The organism is Neisseria sp. HMSC15G01, from assembly GCF_001808255.1.
Taxonomy (GTDB): Bacteria; Pseudomonadota; Gammaproteobacteria; order Burkholderiales; family Neisseriaceae; genus Neisseria; species Neisseria subflava_A.
Genome location: NZ_KV792654.1, coordinates 13,455 through 31,010, shown reverse-complemented (window position 1 = coordinate 31,010; position 17,556 = coordinate 13,455). Strand labels below are relative to the sequence as shown.

Genomic DNA, 17,556 nt, shown 5'->3' with positions numbered 1-17,556 from the left:
AAGCTTTTCAAAGTATGAAAGGCTTTTATTGAAACTGTGGCCTCGCCAACAGGAATCGAACCTGTATTTTACGCTTAGGAGGCATACGTTCTATCCGTTGAACTATGGCGAGGCGTTAAAGGAAGGGATTTTAAACCTTTCCGGCAACAAAAGACAATAAGCCGGCGGCAATCAAAGGGCCGACCGGAATACCGCCGACAAAAGCAACGCCGATGACGGTACCGATTAATAATCCGGTTACCAAAACAGGCTGTTCGCTCATCAATGGAACACCGCGTCCGGCAAGCCAAGCGACGAAGATGCCGATAAGGACGGCGGCAATCATTTTGAAATTGAGAAACTCAGACAGCGGCGGAATCTGTATTTTGCCCGAAACCAGCGGACTCAATACGCCGATGGTCAGTATAATGATGCCCACTTGCAGGCCGTGTTTTTCCACGAAGGGAATGTATTGCGACAAAGCGGTTTGCTGCATCAGCAATAAGACGGCCGCCGAAATCGTAATCGAGTTGTTGTTGCTGACAACGCCCAAAAAAATCAGCGTAACCAGAAACAAAGGGACAAAGCTGAAATTCATCGGATTAAGATACTCGGGCTAAGGATTCTTTTGCCAGTTGGATCATGGCTTCTTTGACTTCGCTGTCAGGCAACACGTTCAATGAAGCGATGGCTTTGTCGACGGCTTTTTTCGCCTCGGAAATCGAATACGGCAAAGCATCGGAGTTGACGACATAGTCGTGGATTTTTTCAAAATAGCTGCGGTCGGCATTTTCCAAAGCGTGGCGCACATCATTTGCTGCCTGCTCGGAGCCGTTTCTCATCAGATAAATCAATGGCAGGGTAGGTTTGCCTTCCGCCAAATCGTCGCCGACGTTTTTGCCGATTTCTTCGGTTTCACCTGAGTAGTCCAATACATCGTCAATGATTTGGAAAGCCGTACCGACGTACATGCCGTAGTCTTTCAAGGCTTGCTCGTGTTCAGGGGAAGCCTTGCCCAAAATTGCGCCGACTTGCGCTGCCGCTTCAAACAATTTTGCTGTTTTGTATTGGATAACTTGGACGTATTGCTCTTCGGTAATATCCGTATTGCCGATGTTCATCAGCTGCATGACTTCGCCTTCGGCGATGATGTTGGTCGCGTCTGCCATCACTTCCAAAATACGCATACTGCCCGAACCAACCATCAGTTGGAAGGCGCGTGTATAGAGGAAGTCGCCGACCAAAACAGCCGCCGCGTTGCCGAAGAGGTTGTTTGCCGTTTTACGACCGCGGCGTAAATCGCTTTCATCGACGACATCGTCGTGTAGGAGGGTGGAGGTGTGGATGAATTCCACCATTGCTGCCAGCGAGTACAGTTTTTCATCGTCATGCCCGACTGCTTTGCCTGCCAAAATGGTAATAATCGGACGCAGGCGCTTACCGCCCGCGCTGATGATGTATGTGCCGATTTGCGAAATCAGCGCAACATCAGATTGAACAGCTTGGTTGATGACCGCATTAACTTTGGCAAGGTCATCGGGCAGGTGGCGTTGGAAGTAAGGCAGGTTTTCGAACATAAAACATTCTCTGTTGACAAAACGGAGCGGGGCTCCAATGAATCTGTTTAAACCCGTACATTCGGTCGGGGTAATAACGTTACATAAAGATATCAGCAATCCAGCGCGTGATTATATCAGTTAAAAAGCATGCAACATATCTTTCAGACGGCCTTTTCACTTGTAAATAAAATAAATTTTGACAAAACAGGCAAATAGAAATAGAATAGCTCGTTTCGCACATGGTGTGCGGAATGTTAACCTAATTCTCATGGAGTTGAGTATGTACGCGGTCGTAAAAACCGGCGGTAAACAATACAAAGTTTCCGTTGGCGAAAAATTGAAAGTAGAACAGATACCAGCCGAACTCGACAGCCAAATCGAACTGACTGAAGTTTTGATGATTGCTGACGGCGAATCTGTAAAAGTAGGCGCACCTTTTATCGAAGGCGCAAAAGTAACAGCTAAAGTCGTTGCTCATGGTCGTGGCGAGAAAGTACGTATTTTCAAAATGCGTCGTCGCAAACACTACCAAAAACGCCAAGGCCATCGCCAAAATTTCACCCAAATCGAAATCGTGGCAATCGCCTAATTTCAAGTAAGTTCAGGAGTATTACAAATGGCAAGTAAAAAAGCAGGCGGTAGCACCCGCAACGGTCGCGATTCAGAAGCCAAACGTTTGGGCGTTAAAGCCTACGGCAACGAGCTGATTCCGGCAGGCTCTATCATCGTTCGTCAACGTGGTACTAAATTCCACGCAGGTGACAACGTAGGCATGGGCAAAGACCACACTTTGTTTGCTAAAGTCGACGGTTACGTTGAATTCAAAACCAAAGGCGCGCTGAACCGTAAAACCGTCAGCATCCGTCCTTACACCGGTTCTGAAGAATAATCGTTTTACGATTGAAAGCCGCATTCCTTTTCGGAATGCGGTTTTTGTTTGTCAGACTGTTTTGTCTGTTTGATAAAATCTGTATGTCGTGAAGGTTGATTTATATTAAGGCCAAAGTAAAAACGTGCTTATAATCGATGGCCTTTGTTTTATTCTATTGACTCTTTCTATATAATCTATCAAATGCCTTTGATTTACCCTCATGTAGCTAAACACAGTAAACTTAAGGCCGTCTGAAAAAATCCGTATCAGTTGAATACAAGGAATTCCTCCCATGAGCTTACACAGTGATATTCTCGTCGTCGGCGCAGGCCCTGCCGGATTAAGTTTTGCCGCAGAGTTGGCCGGAAGCGGTTTGAACATAACCCTGATTGAAAGAAGTCCTTTAGAAGTGTTGCAAAATCCGCCGTATGACGGCCGTGAAATCGCACTGACGCATCTGTCGCGTGAAATCATGCAGCGATTGGGTATGTGGGATTTGATTCCAAAAGACGAAATTTATCCTTTGCGCGATGCCAAAGTGTTGAACGGTCATTCCGATTACCAACTCCACTTCCCGCAACCGACTCAGGCGCGTGGCGAGCCTGCGGACTGCTTGGGCTATTTGATCTCCAACCACAATATCCGCAAAGCCGCTTATGAAGTCGTGTCCAAATTGGACAACGTGAAAATCCTGGCCGGCACCAATGTTAAAGAAGTCAAAACTTCTGACGATGAGGCGCAAGTTATTTTGGAAAGCGGCGAAGTATTGACCGGCCGTCTGTTGTTGGCCGCCGATAGCCGTTTCTCGCAAACACGCCGTCAATTGGGCATTTCTTCCGATATGCACGATTACAGCCGTACCATGTTTGTGTGCCGCATGAAGCATACTTTGTCCAACCTGCATACCGCATATGAATGCTTCCATTACGGCCGCACCATTGCGTTGCTGCCTTTGGAAGAACACTTGACCAATACAGTGATTACGGTAGACAGCGATAAAGCCGAAACGATTAAAAACATGTCGCCGGAAGAATTGGCAGCCAGCGTGAAAGAGCAACTCAAAGGCCGTTTGGGCGATATGGAATTGGTTAGCACTATTCACAATTATCCTTTGGTCGGTATGATTGCCCAACGTTTCTATGGCAAACGCAGCGCGCTGATCGGCGATGCCGCGGTCGGTATGCATCCGGTTACTGCGCACGGTTTCAACTTGGGTCTGGCAAGTGCCGATCTTTTGGCTAAATTGGTGCTTGAAGCCGAGCAACGCGGTCAGGATATTGGTGCGAAGAGCCTGCTGGAAAAATACAGTACCAAGCATATGTTCCACGCCCATCCGATTTACCACGGCACCAATATGTTGCTGAAACTCTTTACCAATGAAACTGCTCCGGCGAAACTGCTGCGCGGTTTGGTATTGCGTGCAAGCAATAACTTCCCGCCGCTGAAAAAACTGATTACCAAACAATTGACCGGTTAATCATTTGAAAACATAAAAGGCCGTCTGAACGATTACAGTTTCAGACGGCCTTGTTTTTTATCTATTGTTTATTTGGCTAAAACCGATTCGGGCATTTCTTGGCGGACGTTTTAGGAAGTCAGTTTTTTGGTCAAGATGCTCAATACGATGCCGTAGGCAGGCAGGAAGAAGAGTGTGCAGATGGCGAGTTTGAACAGATAATCGACAAATGCGATGCCCTGCCAGTTTGCCGCCATAAATTCATCGTTGCTCGCATAAAAGGCAACGGCGAAAAACACCAGCGTGTCCAAAGCGTTGCCGACAACGGTAGAAGCTGTGGGGGCAATCCACCATGATTTCAGACGGCGTAATCTGTTGAACACGAAAATATCGAGGATTTGCCCGAGCGCATAGGCGGAAAAGCTGGCCAATGCGATACGGCCGACGAAGGTGTTAAATTCGGCCAAAGATGCCCAGCCTGTCCAGTTGCCGTCATGAAAGAGGACGGAGAAGACGTAAGAGAGCAGCAGGGCGGGGAACATCACCCAAAAAATAATCCGTCTCGCCAATGGTGCGCCGAAAATGCGCACGGTCAGGTCGGTAGCGAGGAAGATAAAGGGGAAGGAAAATGCGCCCCAAGTGGTAAAGATACCGAAAATTTGAAAGGGGAACTGTACCAGATAGTTGCTGGCGGCAATAATAAAAATATGGAAAAGCACCAGCCAGAAGAGCGCTTTCTTCTGCTGTGCGGCGGTAAATTCGTACATAGAAATCTTTCGGAAGTTTTTCAGACGGCATGAAGCCCTGCGAGACCGTGCAATAGAGAAAGTCTCGCAATAAAAAGGGCGGTTAGGCCGTCTGAACGGGATTATTGTGCATCGTGCTCAAACAGGCGTTTGCGTGCCAAAGCTTCAAACTCTGTGCCTGCTTTGCCGTAGTTGGCAAACGGATGAATGGCGATGCCGCCGCGTGGTGTGAATTCGCCGAATACTTCGATGTATTTCGGATCCATCAGGGCGATGAGGTCTTTCATGATGATGTTGACGCAGTCTTCATGGAAGTCGCCGTGGTTGCGGAAGCTGAAGAGATAGAGTTTCAGTGATTTGCTTTCCACCATTTTGATATGGGGGATGTAGCGGATGTAGATGGTGGCAAAGTCGGGCTGGCCGGTCATCGGGCAGAGGCTGGTGAATTCGGGGCAGACGAATTTGACGAAATAGTCGTTGTCGGGATGTTTGTTGTCGAACGCTTCCAAAATTTCAGGCGCGTATTCGCTTGGGTATTGGGTTTTCTGGTTGCCCAAAAGGGAGATGCCTTGCAGCTCTTCGTTGTTGCGGGACATGAGGTTTCCTTAGTTTTTTAATGTGGGAGGTTTTCGAACCACGGGGTGCGGATTGTAATATAAATTGCATGGCTTGTGCGGATTTTATAGCGATGAATCAGCAGGATAGGTTTCAGACGGCCTGTTTTGTATTTTATGAAACCTGTTTTCCGCTTTACAATAGCAGCCAATCAACAGGCCGTCTGAAAGTTTTGTATGTCTTTAGCCCAACCCAAACGTATTCTGATCATCAAATTGCGCCATCATGGCGATGTGCTTTTGAGCACGCCGGTGGTCGATGCGCTGAAAACCCGTTTCCCCGATTGCGAAATCGATATGCTGGTATACGCCGGTACGGAGCAGCTGATTGCCGATAATCCGCAGATTACGCAGATTTTTACCATTGATCGAAATTGGAAGAAGCTGGGCGTATTCAAGCAGTTGGCATGTGAGAAAAACCTTTTTTCAAAGCTGAAGGCGCGTGATTATGACTGGGCTTTCAACCTGTCCGATCAATGGCGCGCGGCGGTAATCGCCAAACTGTGCGCCCGTTGCAGCGTGGGTTTGGACTGCATCAAGCGTGACGGATTCTGGTGGCGTTTCTGTCATGATTTTATCAACCATGAGCTTGATACCAGCCATCATATCGTTGAGAACCAATTGAATATCCTTGCGCCGCTTATCCAGCCGGAAGACGTGGCCGATGCGAAAGTACGCCTTTGGGTGGCGCAAGATGCAAGGGAAAGCATGCGGCAGAAATTGCGTGAGCAGGGTTGGAGCGGCGAAGATTATGTGTTGTTGCACCCGGGTGCGCGTTGGCATTTCAAATGTTGGGAAGACGGCAAGAATGCCGCCATCGTACAGCTTCTGCTCAACAGCGGGCAGAATGTCGTGTTGACTGCTTCTCCCGACACTGTCGAACAATACATGCTTCAGGAAATTATAGGCCGTCTGAATATTCCGGAAGGCAGAAAAGTATATGTGTTGTCCGGATGCTTGAGCCTGCGTGAATTGGCGGCGGCCATTGAGGGAGCCAAACTGTTTGTCGGTGTCGATTCTGCACCGATGCACATCGCTGCTGCTTTGGATAAACCGCAAATTGCTTTGTTTGGCGCGTCATGGGTGGATAAATGGCGTCCGTATTCCGAGCAGGCCGAAGTCATTTATGCCGGCGATTATGCCGAATTACCGCATCCTGACAGTATCGACACTAACGATCCGACACGTCTGTTGAGAGCGATTCCGTTGCAGGATGTGTGGGATAAAATTTCTGCCAAATTGGAGGCGTTGGAGGCTTAAAACCGCTTACCACGATCCGTTAAACGGTTTAGCTTTGCGCCAAAATGCCCATTTGGAACGGCGGCCGATTTCCAGCGTGCCGCCGTTTTCGCCGTCTGTGGCAATGCACACGGTTTTCAGACGGCCTGAAGCGAGTGCGTCCCATAAAGGCGCAAACCAACGGGTTTCCCAGCTTTCCAAAATATCTTTGTATGCCCAAACATCGCCTGTCTGCAAGGTGGAAACCAAGTCGTCCAAAAAGATAAGGCCGTCTGAAACTGTGCTGCCTGTTTCTTGAACCATCTCAAACCAAGCCTTCAAATCGTATGGTGCATTGATTTTGGGCGTATCTGAAAAACGCGCCCATGCGCTGTCTGAAGCGACAATATCCGCAGACTGTGTACCGTCCGCGTCATTCCACAGCCATAAACCGTTGATTTCCGGAAAGCCTTGTTGTTCACGCGCTTGGTTAATCGGATGCGTGTGGAGAAACATTTGGATTTCCGTCTGCATGGCCAACCAAGACACCGCATCTTCGCCATGTGCCTGACCGTCCATTTCCGGCTGCCCGCACACATCCAAAACACATTCCGCGCCCCAATCTTCAATCTTCGACATACTGAGCAGCCACATACTTTCGCAAAGCGGCTCGAATTGCCAATCTTTATCTTGATAAAACGCCGACAAATCCGCACATAACCGCTGAGCCTCCTCTTTTGGGATGCCGATAAACTCGCCGCTGATAATGTTGACATGGTGCATGCCCATTTGTTGCCAAACCGGAGAGGCAAAAGCGGCCGCGCGTTTTTGGTTTGTGTGGCGTAAACGTTGCACTTGGGCAATAAGGCTGCCGCTCCACAAATGGCGTCCGTAAAATTCAGACGGCTTGAGTGTTTCTTTGCGTAATATGCCGTAACGCAAAAGATGGTTAAAAGCAGGTAAGGCAAGCGCAGGCACGGATTCGTCGGCAAAGCGGTTGAGCGAGGGGAGGGCGAGGGTCAGCTTCATAAGCGCAAATAGATAGGAAAACCGTTATTTTACGCGACAAATGATGCGTTTCGGAACCTTGCCCTCACGCCCTGAAAAAGAGCCGTTCAGACGGTCGGTTTGGAAAAAACGGGCTGTCATGCTAGAATGCGTGGCGTAAATTTCAGAAAAACAGGGTGTAAATCAACACAATAGCCCTGATAATAACGTCAATCTCAAACACGACCTCATTTATTCCGAATGAAAACCTGATTTTCAGATCGGAAAAAAGACTCAAAGTCCTTTATCCCCAAAACTGTTTAAACCAGCAGGCGGTCGCGGCAGACCGGATGTGCCGGCATTCTGCAAACCTCAAAAAACAGACCGCCCCATTAAGGATAACGCGTGATTAAAAACAAATATTCCACTCGATTTAAAGCAACCCTCTTAGCGTTTCTGCTGCCGGCTTCAGGCATCATGACCGCATACGCCATTACCTACCCTCAACCTGCACAGACCGATTTCAAAGTCGAGCGTATTTCCGAAGAGCTGCCTGCCGTTTATGTGGAAACCAATACCTATCAATCCAGCTATTGGGCGCAAGAAGCCGTCCAAGCCGGCGACTCTTTGGCAGACGTTTTGACGCGCATGGGTGTCAACCAAGAAGACATCAAGCAAATCATGGCGAAAAACAATGCCAACCTCGACATGAAAAACCTGCGGACCAACCAATCCGTCAACATCCGCATCGACTCTTCAGGCCAAGTGACCGACGTTCAATTCTTTACCGATGAAGAATTGGAACGCAACTTGGTGGCTTTGGAAAAAGTCAAAGGCAAATGGCGCATTTCCAATGCCGAAATTGACATGAAAACCATGCCGACCCTGCGCTCCGTGCAAATCCGCACATCCGCCATCGGCGATATGCTCCGTGCCGAAATTCCTTCCGAAGTGTATATCCAGCTCAAAGAAATCTTTGCCGATTCGTTCAATATGAGTGACTTGGGCGAAGGCGATACCGTGCGTCTTTTGTACAACAGCATGTATTTCCGCGGCCAGCAAATGGCGGTCGGCGATATTTTGGCAGCTGAAGTGGTTAAAGACGGCAAAACTTATCAAGCCTATTATTACAGCCAAGGCAAAGGCGACGAAGAAAGCGGTAGCTACTACGACCAAAACGGTAAGTCCCTGCAACAAAAAGAAGGCTTTAATACCGAGCCTGTTGCATACACGCGCATTTCTTCTCCGTTCGGCTACCGTGTCCACCCGGTTCTGCATACCGTCCGTATGCACACCGGTATCGACTATGCCGCGCCGACCGGTACGCCGATTAAGGCCGCTGCCGACGGCGAAGTGATTTTCAAAGGTTGGAAAGGCGGTTACGGCAATACCGTGATGATTCGCCATGCCAACGGTGTGGAGACCCTGTACGGCCACATGAGCGCATTCAGCCCTGCCGACGGCAGAGTCCGCGCCGGCGAAGTGATTGGTTTTGTGGGTACAAGCGGCCGTTCGACCGGTCCGCACCTGCACTACGAAGCACGTGTCAACGGCCAGCCGGTCAACCCGACTACCGTCGCCTTGCCGACGCCGAAATTGACCCCGACCAATATGGCCGCGTTCCGCAAACAGCAAAAAGATGCCAGCACGATGTTGTCTACCATCCGCTCTTTGCCGGTTTCCGTAGCGCAGCTGGATTAAATAAGGTAAAGGCCGTCTGAATAAGATTTCTTTCAGACGGCCTTTCCTATTAAAATCGATATCCTCATCAAGCCTACGTTTACTCAGAGAAAACTTATGTCTGCTTATCAGCCCATTATCCAATCCCTGCTTGATACCGACCTGTACAAATTCACCATGCTGCAAGTCGTGTTGCACCAATTCCCGCAAACCCACAGCCTCTACGAATTCCGCTGTCGAAACAAAGAGATGGTGTATCCGCTGGCCGATATTCAAGAAGACTTGGAACGCGAACTCGACTCCCTGTGCCAGCTGCGCTTTACCCATGACGAACTTGCCTATCTGCGCAGCCTGCGTTTTATCAAAAGCGATTTTGTCGATTATCTCGAACTTTTCCAACTCCAACGCCGCTTCGTCCAAGTCAGCCCTGATGACCAAGGCCGTCTGAACATCCGCATCGAAGGCCCGATGATACAGGCGATGTTCTTCGAGATTTTCATTCTTGCCATCGTCAACGAACTCTATTTCCGCAGCTTGGAAACGCCTGCCGTCATCGAAGAAGGCGAGCGCCGTTTGCAGGCCAAAGCGCAACAGCTGAAAGAAATTGCAGCTACACAAAATCCAAATGATCCGCCGTTCCTTATTTCCGATTTCGGCACGCGCCGCCGCTACACCCTCGCATGGCAGGAACACGTTATCCGCACCTTGCTGGAAGCTGCTCCCGATATCGTGCGCGGTACCAGCAACGTTTATCTGGCCAAAAAAATCGGCATCACACCCATCGGCACCATGGCGCACGAGTTCCTCCAAGCCTTCCAAGCCTTGGACGTACGTTTGCGCAATTTCCAAAAAGCCGCGCTGGAAAGTTGGGTGCACGAATACCGCGGCGACCTCGGTATCGCCCTGACCGACGTAGTCGGCATGGATGCCTTCTTGCGCGACTTCGACCTGTACTTTGCCAAACTCTTCGACGGCCTGCGCCACGACAGCGGCGATCCTTATGTTTGGGGCGACAAAGCCTACGAGCATTACAAAAAACTCAAAATCGACAGCCGCACCAAAATGCTGACCTTTTCAGACGGCCTCGATATTGAGCGTTCATGGGCGTTGCACCAATACTTCAAAGACCGTTTCAAAACCAGTTTCGGTATCGGTACCAACCTGACCAACGATTTGGGACACACGCCTTTGAACATTGTCTTGAAGCTCGTCGAGTGTAACGGCCAATCCGTCGCCAAGCTCTCCGACTCCCCGGGCAAAACCATGACCACCAACAACACCTTCCTCGCTTACCTGCGCCAAGTGTTTGACGTACCTGAGCCGGAAGAGAAAGCCTAAAAACAAAGATAGTGTATTTCACAGTCAATAAACTTTACATTTCTTAAAGTTGCAATAATACGCACCCTGATTTGTTCAGGGTGTTTTGTTTGATATTAAATGGTTTTGCGTTTTATTTTTTTATTTAGTAAATTAAAAATCGCCGGCGAAAACCAGGTTTAATTTTTCATTTATATCTTTCCACTTGAAAATCTTGGCCGTTCTTCAAAAGTGTGAACGCTATTACCGCCAGTTTCCGCATGAGTGCGACAATTATCACTTTCGGCCTTTTGCCGTTCTTTTGTAGTCGGCTTACATACTTGGCAAAGGTGCTGCTTCGGTATGCGTGCATAGCCGGAATAAACAAGGTTGTTCGCAAATGGGTATTGCCCAGCTTAGAAATACGCGGTCTGCCTTTTAGGCTTGTTCCTGACTGGTTTTCCTTGGGGTCTAAGCCTAGGTAGGCTACAAATTGCGCTGCGGTCTTGAACCGGTCCGTTTGGGTCAGAACTGATAAAAGGCTATTGGCCGCTGCTTCGCCTATGCCTGTGATGGTTTTCAGGCGCTCTTTTTGGATTTTGTAGTCGGGATTGTCTTTGTGAAACTGGTTCAGTTGGTTTTGAACGGCTTTGATTTGCTGTTGAAGATGGGTAATGGTGGACTGTATCAGTGGGAGCAGGTAGGCGGGGGCGGTTTGGAGTTTGGTTTGTTCGGCTGCTTTTTGGCGTTTCAGACGGTGTTGGTATCGTGTCAGTTCTCGCAGTTTGGTTTGTGCTTCGGTGGGTTTCTGCCACGGTCGGGGTTCTAGTGCTTTGCAGTATTGGGCTATAGTTTTTGCGTCTTGACGGTCTGTTTTGGTTCTTTGTAAAACGGCTGTCCCGAAACCTTTTATTTTACGTGGGTTCTCTACACTCATTCGGTAGTATTTGCTCAAATATTCAGCTGCTGCTTCGTAGTATTTCCCTGTTGCTTCGCAGCAGCAATGAAGCCTTTCTGTTGCGCCGTTTTCTTTTAGCCAGTCTTTCAGGTCTTGAAATCCGGCCTGGCTGTTTTTGAACTTACGCTCAAAAAAAAGGCCGTCTGAAATCAGACAGCAATCTATTGTTAATTTCGATACGTCTATGCCTAAGTACATGGGGTTTTGCCTTATGAATACGGGCTTTTTGCCCTAGATAGTGTTCAAATTCAGGTTATTAGAAGACCCGTGCTTCAATCTTTGTTACAGCCTTGTGGCTGTGCCGTACTTACGAAGTCACGGGCTTTGCTTGGTGTTTCGTCAAACGCCAAGCCCTGAAAATGCTGGTTTCACGTTCAGGGCTTGGGGCTTTAAATGTTTTTGCCTTCGGCGACGTTCGCCACGTGGCAGGGGGTGGGGTAAAAAAACCACCCCACCCCTTTGCCCTAGCGTTTTAGGGTTGGCTAGCGTCAAGGGGTATCCAAAAAGATTTATAAAGACGATAAAGCTGTCTTTACAAATCTTTCTGGACGTCCTCCCCCTGACTTGTGGTTAGGTGTGCGATTGGACTGCGAACATTAAGACCCCTGCTGCGCATAATACAAGAAAAATAATAGCAAGACCGAAAATAAAAATGCCAAATTCCTTAATCAACATTTTGAAATAAGCCGTGCCATGCTTTCTATGGATGTGAATTATTGCATAAACAACCAAACACGAAATAACAAATTCTAATGCGTTCATCGTTTCCCTAATTTATTTTTCCGCCCTCATTACTTAGGGCTTTATCTTCGTATCCGTCATACATTAAATTCTGCGGACTCTTTCCACCCATTGTCAAGACTTGCGGTTTTTCTGATACTGATGAATTTGAATCAGCCGTTAATGCTTCGTTTTGTTTAGTTTTATAAGGGTTGAAGGGCAAGCCATCTTTAATATAGCTTAAACAGGTTTTTTTGCTAATTTCTGAAATTTTAGACCCTTGGTCTGTATAGCAATTACAGCCATTATCGCTTTTTACGCACGCGGACGGCCAAGGCATGACTTTTACGGCTTTGTTCATGCCGTCGTATATAGGGGCGGTTTCGGGGCGTTCTGCGATACGGGGCTGATAGTCTTCTTCTGTCAAATGAGGCTTGGGCGGTTCGGACGGCGTTTGCACCTTTGCTGCTGCGTACTGCCCCGCTGCGCCGTCGTCCGCCGCGGGAGCGGCTGCCGCCTGCGCTTCGGGGCTTGCCGCTGACGCGGCAATGTGTGCCTGTGCCGTTTGTCCCTCTATTATTGGTTTTTCCATATTTTTCCAAAAGGATGAGAAATAATACAAACCTCCACCAAGCAAGGCTATTGCGATGGGTATCAGATAAAGAACCTTGCTGCGCTTGGTTCTGATTTTGGTGTGTTCTTCAGCGGACTTGTACAGCCCATACACGCTTTTATCAAGCCTATACACGCTGATTAGGGCTTCCCTGATGTTTGCCCTGCTTTCAGGGTCTTTTGCGCCGCCTGTCGTCCATTCGAGCTTACGGCGCAGTCCTAAATTAGTCTTGCCGAAATGGGTGTGGTGTTCTATCAGTCCGCGCAAATGGACGTCTATCAGACGGGGATGTTGAGTTATCAAGAGGAAATCAAGACCACGGTGTCTATGTGTTTCAAGTTCGGCGACGTAGTCAGGTACTTTCGAACCGCTAGGACGTGGGCGGAATATGCGTTGGCATTCGTCAACAACGATAATCGCGCCCGGCGGTGCCCACTTCGGCCATGTCTGAATGCTTTCTCCTTCTGGTATTTCTTCATGTGGTATTTTCAGGTCAAGAATGCCGTCTACATAAAGCGGACGATTCATAAAGTCTTTTTGCTTGGCAAGCATGGAAACGACTTTCAGGGTTTTGCCCGAACCCGGTACGCCTGTTAACAGATATAACATGTTTTCTTCCTATTTCGACTGAATGATGGTAGACAGTTTTTTAAAGCCTTTTAGGGATATTACGAAGCTGAACGCACCAAATATCCAATTCAGAATGACACCGAATCCCGCTATATACAGTATTTGCAAGGCTTCGTCGGGGAAACCGCCGATACTACGGCTTATTTCGTTAATGAAATAATCCTGCAAAGCATTCAGTCCTGTTACTGAAATAAAACTCAAACCTACGGCGGTCAGTATGCGCCCTGCTACGGACATGAGGACGCCTGTTATCAATGATGCCCAGTTCATTTCACAATTCCTTTACGGATTCATAGACAAAATAGGCACATGTCAGCACGCATATTGCGATGAAGATGGGGCGCAGCTTGCGCGCCAAGTCGCACAACGGGTCATAGCTGAACTCTACCTGTCCCAATGCACCGAAATCTACGGAGCGGGGAGCGGGACACTTCCCGTCAGACTGGAACACGTCCAAAGGCTTGAAATTCAGGTCTATGGTCTGTTCAGGTAGTTTAATATCTTCCGACTTTCCTCCCAAAATACATTGAGCAGTATTCGGGTTCTGCTTACAAAAATCTTGTTTCTGATTCTCTTCGTTTTGATTTTGCTGCCCTGTCGGATTGTTCGGCTGATTCGGTGTATTTGGCGAATTCGGGCTATTTGGTGCGTTTGGCGTGTCTGGACTCTCCTGTCTGCTCGGTGTTGTCTTTTCGGGCTTATTCGGTGCTTCTGGACTGTTTGGCTTTAAATCTGGACGCGGAACATAATCAACGCCTACAGTGCCATCTTGATTCATTTTGAATCTTGTTTGTTGAGGGGTGCTACTACCTTCAGGGGTATATGGCGCACTAAGTGCGGTATCAGGGCTAAATGTGCTTGGCTCGGCAGATTGATTCATAACGCCCATTTTTGCCAGTTGGTTCATCAACTCGGCATGGTTTGTCTGATTGTTTTCAAGCATACGCTTGAGAATGTCTAACATTTCTTTTTGTGTCAGCATGAAATCTTCAGGTTTTACTTGGCTTTGATTTTGTGCAATCTTCTCTTTTTCTGATTCTGGAACTGTACCTTCTTTATATGTATTGTAATAAACATAGACACGTTTATCTGATGGAGTGCTAACAGTAATCCTTGATGGTGATGAATTAGGAATGTCAATATCAACATGAGAAGAAAAACGGCCTAGATTATCAGAAAAGACGTCCAAAGAATTACTTTTTGAACCATTTAAATTAATTCCAAATTTAGAATAGAAAACATAATTTTGATAACTGCCATTTATATTTACTATCAATTGATATTTAATCATTCGATTCTTTTTTGCTTCTTCGTCTTTCTTCTGTTCTTCTTTCTTTTGTTGGTCTTGTTGTTGCGCTTTTTGTGCTGCTTCTGCTGCTTTTCCAGCTGCTGCTTGTGCTACTGCTTTTTGGTAGTTTCCTTCGGCTTCTGCTTGGCGTTGTGCTGCATAAAATCTTTCTGCTGCATCTCTATATTGTTGCTGTGATGGATTATTTACTAACCCTAAAGATCGCCCTAAATTCACAATTGATTCAGGCAATCCACCAAATAGATTATTTCCGAAATCTCCTAAAGCAAGTACCGAACCTTCAAATGCTGACTTATAATTTCCAGCTCTTAACTGAGTTGCTACATATGATCCATTTTTACTTAAAGCATTTGCAATTGATGAGCCAAACCATACACCCGTAGCAGTTTTCTGAATTGCGCTTGTACCAACTCTTTGATTAACAGTTGTATACATTTTGCCAGTTTCGCCGTACTTTCCCGTAACGGTTACAGTCTTGTTTTGACTTCCGTTGTATGTTCCACCGTCTTTGTTTACGGTCGGTTTGCCGTTGTTTTGTACGTCAACCTTCCAAACGCCTGTTTTTGGATCGTAGCCACGACGTTGCAAGGCTTGGTCACTCGGAAAGCCTGCGTTTTGATGTTGTCCCGGCGGCGGTAATCCTACTTCTGCCCATGCCTGCTCTACGACCAAGAGCGAGCCAAGACATACAAAAAGACGGCTAATGTTAGGGGCTTTACCATACCCAATAAAAATGCTGATTCGGGTGTCATTCTTCATTTCTTTCTCTCTGCCATAAAACCAGTTTCACAATAACGACAACGGCAAAGACGGCAATCATGGCATACATCATCTGTGTGCCGATTTGTTCGCCGAGACGGTAATATTTCATGCTGTCGCACTGCGGAAATTGAAGTTTTACGGTCTGTTCGTTATAAGTCCAAGTCTGTCCGTTAAAAACGGGGTGATGCAACACCCCGTCTTTGTCTATGGTCGGTACGACTTGAGTCATCACTTCGTTTGTTGCCTGCTCTGCCGTTTCATGACAGATTCTGCCGACCTGATAACCCATGTTGCACCTTATGCAGAGCGTTTCACTGCGGATTTGATAACACTAATGGAAACGGCGGCAACGGCCAAAGCAACGGCAACCGCGCCGACGGCAATAATGCCCGATTTCAATGAGCCCAATTCTGTTTTAGCGGCTTCGACCATGCCGTTATCTTCTGCGAATGCTAATACTGGCAATGCTGCAACGGTTACAAAAGCGGCTGCTTTTTGAAATTTGGTTTTAATACTCATGATATTTTCCTTTATGGAGTTAAAAAAATGGTTGTGGCGGTGTTTCGGGGTCAATTCAGGGAACACCGCCGAACCCCTGAAACTGGTTTATGCTTCGTCCGAATAGTAGATGTTGTCTTTAAATGCACGAGGAAACACTTGCATTGAGACGATTTGCTGCGGTTTGTAATGCTCGTACTTTTCTGGATGTTTTGTGCGAACTTCGCAAAGGCGGGTTTCTGTATCTGAACGGATAATCAAACCGACATAGTGGGTCTTGCTGAATGTGCCGTCTTGGTTTTTGCGTTCTCGTGCGAACATCCGGTCAAATGCGGCAATGACGAAAATACCTTGTTTGCGTTCGGTTTCTTGAGACATGATGTTTCCTTTCTGCCAACTTAGGGCATATTGATGATGGTTTCTCGGTTATAAAACGCCCATTTCGGGCTAATTAAGCTGGATAAAATACGGTTGTAGTTTTCTTCTGTAATGGCTTTGAGTTCTCTGTTAAATTCATGTTTTGCATACTGTTTTAAATATGGCTCAATGCAGATAATCCATTTCTGGAGCTTCTCGCGCCATAGGCGCGAACCAGCACTTACAAACGAAAAATTGCTGTTTGCAATCTTCCACAGACTTTTTTTGTCGATGGTTGTACGAATCAGGCGATAGCCTTTGTCTTCAGGAAGTCTGCTGTTAATGTGTTTTGAAATGTATTTGGCCACATATCTTGCCAAGCCTTTGCTGTTGGTCTTTACCGGCAAAAGTTCGGAACGGCCGAAACCGTATTTATCCATGTTTTCACGAAGAATTTGCCAAAGCTGACGGAGTGCTTTGTTTGCTGATGTGTAGTTTCGGGCTTGAATTTGCTTAAAATTCAGGCCGCGGCGAATGTCTTCGCGTGTGTTCACAATCAGATGGAAATGAATACGACCGCTTTTCATGCGCTCGTATACGCAGACATAATGTTCGAAATGTTTTTTAAGAAAGTTTGTGCGCAGGCTGTGAAAGCGGCGGCTTGCCTCTTTGACGTCTTATACGTCGTCGGCAAATGTAAGGGTAAGGAATCCAACCTTTTCAATTCCGAAAACTTCGATGAACTGGCGTACATTCATCTCAAGGGCGGCGGCGGATTTCTTGTGTGAGGTGGAAAATTCGTTGAATTCGGGTTTTGCTGTGTTCGGCAGGTATTTTTCGTAACCAATCGGAATTTGCTTTGCATTGTTTTTATTAAGGTTTTCTGCCTCAATGCAGTTGTTACTATTTAGACAAGGAAGAGCGCGTTCCGCGCTTGCTGAAGCTGAACGATTCATGATTGCACCTCCGCCATCAGTGCGGATACGCTTAATTGACCGTATAAATCGGCTTCGCCATAAGTGATTTGGGGATTGTTGGGATTGCGGATAGGAAAAGCTCTGGTTTCCAAGCAATCGATGGTTCCGCAGGTCTCGGAAAACAGGCGGAAGATGTAGGCAACGGGATTTTTTTCAGGTTGCGGTGTAATTGTGTAGTAGGCAAATGTTGACATTTCAGACCCCTTGAAAATTCGGTTAATCGGAACTTGTCAAGGGGTTTGTTTTGTAATTTACACTCCCTTAACGGAGTGCAATATATAAGTGCAATATATAAGGCCGTCTGAAATATTCAGACGGCCTTTTTA

At 47.3% G+C, this 17,556-nt stretch carries 19 protein-coding genes, 1 tRNA gene, 1 pseudogene and 1 riboswitch; of the genes and pseudogenes, 6 read left to right on the top strand and 15 right to left on the bottom strand.

What is annotated here, in order from left to right; translation table 11 throughout:
- Nucleotides 1-37 precede the first annotated feature (37 nt).
- From HMPREF3139_RS00410 to ispB, 3 genes are all read right to left on the bottom strand, one after another.
- Nucleotides 38-112 (bottom strand) — tRNA-Arg (locus HMPREF3139_RS00410).
- 18 nt (nt 113-130) lie between these two features.
- On the bottom strand, nt 131-577 hold the full coding sequence (locus tag HMPREF3139_RS00405; RefSeq protein WP_063076159.1) for a DUF441 domain-containing protein: 447 nt from the start codon (nt 575-577) through the stop codon (nt 131-133).
- A 4-nt stretch (nt 578-581) separates the two neighbouring features.
- Nucleotides 582-1,556, bottom strand: a complete 975-nt coding sequence (gene ispB / locus HMPREF3139_RS00400) for an octaprenyl diphosphate synthase (RefSeq protein ID WP_070459401.1) — start codon at nt 1,554-1,556, stop codon at nt 582-584.
- Between the two features lie 262 nt (nt 1,557-1,818).
- Here ispB and rplU point away from each other — a divergent pair, with 262 nt between their 5' ends.
- From rplU to ubiM, 3 genes are all read left to right on the top strand, one after another.
- Nucleotides 1,819-2,127 (top strand): 50S ribosomal protein L21, encoded by a 309-nt coding sequence (rplU, locus tag HMPREF3139_RS00395; protein WP_002216394.1) that lies wholly within the window; start codon nt 1,819-1,821, stop codon nt 2,125-2,127.
- Between the two features lie 27 nt (nt 2,128-2,154).
- A complete protein-coding gene (gene rpmA, locus HMPREF3139_RS00390; protein WP_002212328.1) occupies nt 2,155-2,427 on the top strand; it encodes a 50S ribosomal protein L27 in 273 nt (90 codons plus the stop codon).
- Nucleotides 2,428-2,701: 274 nt separating this feature from the next.
- Nucleotides 2,702-3,886: a 5-demethoxyubiquinol-8 5-hydroxylase UbiM gene (gene ubiM / locus HMPREF3139_RS00385; protein ID WP_070459397.1), complete on the top strand. Its 1,185-nt coding sequence runs from the start codon at nt 2,702-2,704 to the stop codon at nt 3,884-3,886.
- A 110-nt stretch (nt 3,887-3,996) separates the two neighbouring features.
- Here ubiM and HMPREF3139_RS00380 read toward each other — a convergent pair whose 3' ends face one another.
- Nucleotides 3,997-4,632: a 7-cyano-7-deazaguanine/7-aminomethyl-7-deazaguanine transporter gene (locus HMPREF3139_RS00380; RefSeq protein WP_070459394.1), complete on the bottom strand. Its 636-nt coding sequence runs from the start codon at nt 4,630-4,632 to the stop codon at nt 3,997-3,999.
- 101 nt (nt 4,633-4,733) lie between these two features.
- A complete protein-coding gene (queF, locus tag HMPREF3139_RS00375) occupies nt 4,734-5,207 on the bottom strand; it encodes a preQ(1) synthase (protein ID WP_003748427.1) in 474 nt (157 codons plus the stop codon).
- A gap of 3 nt (nt 5,208-5,210) precedes the next feature.
- A riboswitch (PreQ1 riboswitch) is annotated at nt 5,211-5,255 on the bottom strand.
- A 147-nt stretch (nt 5,256-5,402) separates the two neighbouring features.
- Between queF and rfaQ the strand changes: the two genes are divergently transcribed.
- A complete protein-coding gene (gene rfaQ / locus HMPREF3139_RS00370) occupies nt 5,403-6,485 on the top strand; it encodes a putative lipopolysaccharide heptosyltransferase III (RefSeq protein ID WP_070459391.1) in 1,083 nt (360 codons plus the stop codon).
- Between the two features lie 6 nt (nt 6,486-6,491).
- Here the strand turns inward: rfaQ and HMPREF3139_RS00365 are convergent, their stop codons facing one another.
- Nucleotides 6,492-7,472 carry a hypothetical protein gene (locus tag HMPREF3139_RS00365; protein WP_070459388.1) on the bottom strand — a complete coding sequence of 327 codons (981 nt, stop codon included), beginning with the start codon at nt 7,470-7,472 and terminating at the stop codon, nt 6,492-6,494.
- 363 nt (nt 7,473-7,835) lie between these two features.
- Here HMPREF3139_RS00365 and HMPREF3139_RS00360 point away from each other — a divergent pair, with 363 nt between their 5' ends.
- A complete protein-coding gene (locus HMPREF3139_RS00360) occupies nt 7,836-9,131 on the top strand; it encodes a M23 family metallopeptidase (protein WP_070459385.1) in 1,296 nt (431 codons plus the stop codon).
- A gap of 96 nt (nt 9,132-9,227) precedes the next feature.
- Entirely contained in the window at nt 9,228-10,448 is a 1,221-nt protein-coding gene (gene pncB, locus HMPREF3139_RS00355) for a nicotinate phosphoribosyltransferase (RefSeq protein ID WP_070459382.1), read from the top strand.
- A 166-nt stretch (nt 10,449-10,614) separates the two neighbouring features.
- Here pncB and HMPREF3139_RS00350 read toward each other — a convergent pair whose 3' ends face one another.
- The 9 genes and pseudogenes from HMPREF3139_RS00350 to HMPREF3139_RS00305 all read right to left on the bottom strand — a co-directional run bounded on the left by HMPREF3139_RS00350 (nt 10,615) and on the right by HMPREF3139_RS00305 (nt 17,424).
- Nucleotides 10,615-11,562, bottom strand: a complete 948-nt coding sequence (locus HMPREF3139_RS00350; RefSeq protein ID WP_070459379.1) for an IS110 family transposase — start codon at nt 11,560-11,562, stop codon at nt 10,615-10,617.
- Between the two features lie 571 nt (nt 11,563-12,133).
- Complete coding sequence (locus tag HMPREF3139_RS00340) at nt 12,134-13,306, bottom strand: zonular occludens toxin domain-containing protein (RefSeq protein WP_070459374.1); 1,173 nt, start codon at nt 13,304-13,306, stop codon at nt 12,134-12,136.
- Nucleotides 13,307-13,315: 9 nt separating this feature from the next.
- The gene (locus HMPREF3139_RS00335) at nt 13,316-13,597 is read right to left on the bottom strand and encodes a DUF2523 family protein (RefSeq protein WP_070459371.1); all 282 of its coding nucleotides are present in this window, start codon (nt 13,595-13,597) and stop codon (nt 13,316-13,318) included.
- A gap of 1 nt (nt 13,598) precedes the next feature.
- On the bottom strand, nt 13,599-15,395 hold the full coding sequence (locus HMPREF3139_RS00330) for a virulence factor TspB C-terminal domain-related protein (RefSeq protein WP_070459367.1): 1,797 nt from the start codon (nt 15,393-15,395) through the stop codon (nt 13,599-13,601).
- Entirely contained in the window at nt 15,385-15,687 is a 303-nt protein-coding gene (locus tag HMPREF3139_RS00325; protein WP_070459364.1) for a hypothetical protein, read from the bottom strand. The genes HMPREF3139_RS00330 and HMPREF3139_RS00325 overlap by 11 nt, the downstream gene beginning before the upstream one ends.
- A gap of 8 nt (nt 15,688-15,695) precedes the next feature.
- The gene (locus HMPREF3139_RS00320; RefSeq protein ID WP_070459361.1) at nt 15,696-15,917 is read right to left on the bottom strand and encodes a hypothetical protein; all 222 of its coding nucleotides are present in this window, start codon (nt 15,915-15,917) and stop codon (nt 15,696-15,698) included.
- A gap of 87 nt (nt 15,918-16,004) precedes the next feature.
- Nucleotides 16,005-16,274 carry a hypothetical protein gene (locus tag HMPREF3139_RS00315; RefSeq protein WP_070459358.1) on the bottom strand — a complete coding sequence of 90 codons (270 nt, stop codon included), beginning with the start codon at nt 16,272-16,274 and terminating at the stop codon, nt 16,005-16,007.
- Between the two features lie 20 nt (nt 16,275-16,294).
- Nucleotides 16,295-17,209 (bottom strand): annotated as a pseudogene (locus HMPREF3139_RS00310) (phasyl DNA replicon protein arp).
- Entirely contained in the window at nt 17,206-17,424 is a 219-nt protein-coding gene (locus HMPREF3139_RS00305) for a hypothetical protein (protein ID WP_070459355.1), read from the bottom strand. The pseudogene HMPREF3139_RS00310 and the gene HMPREF3139_RS00305 overlap by 4 nt, the downstream one beginning before the upstream one ends.
- Nucleotides 17,425-17,556 lie beyond the last annotated feature (132 nt).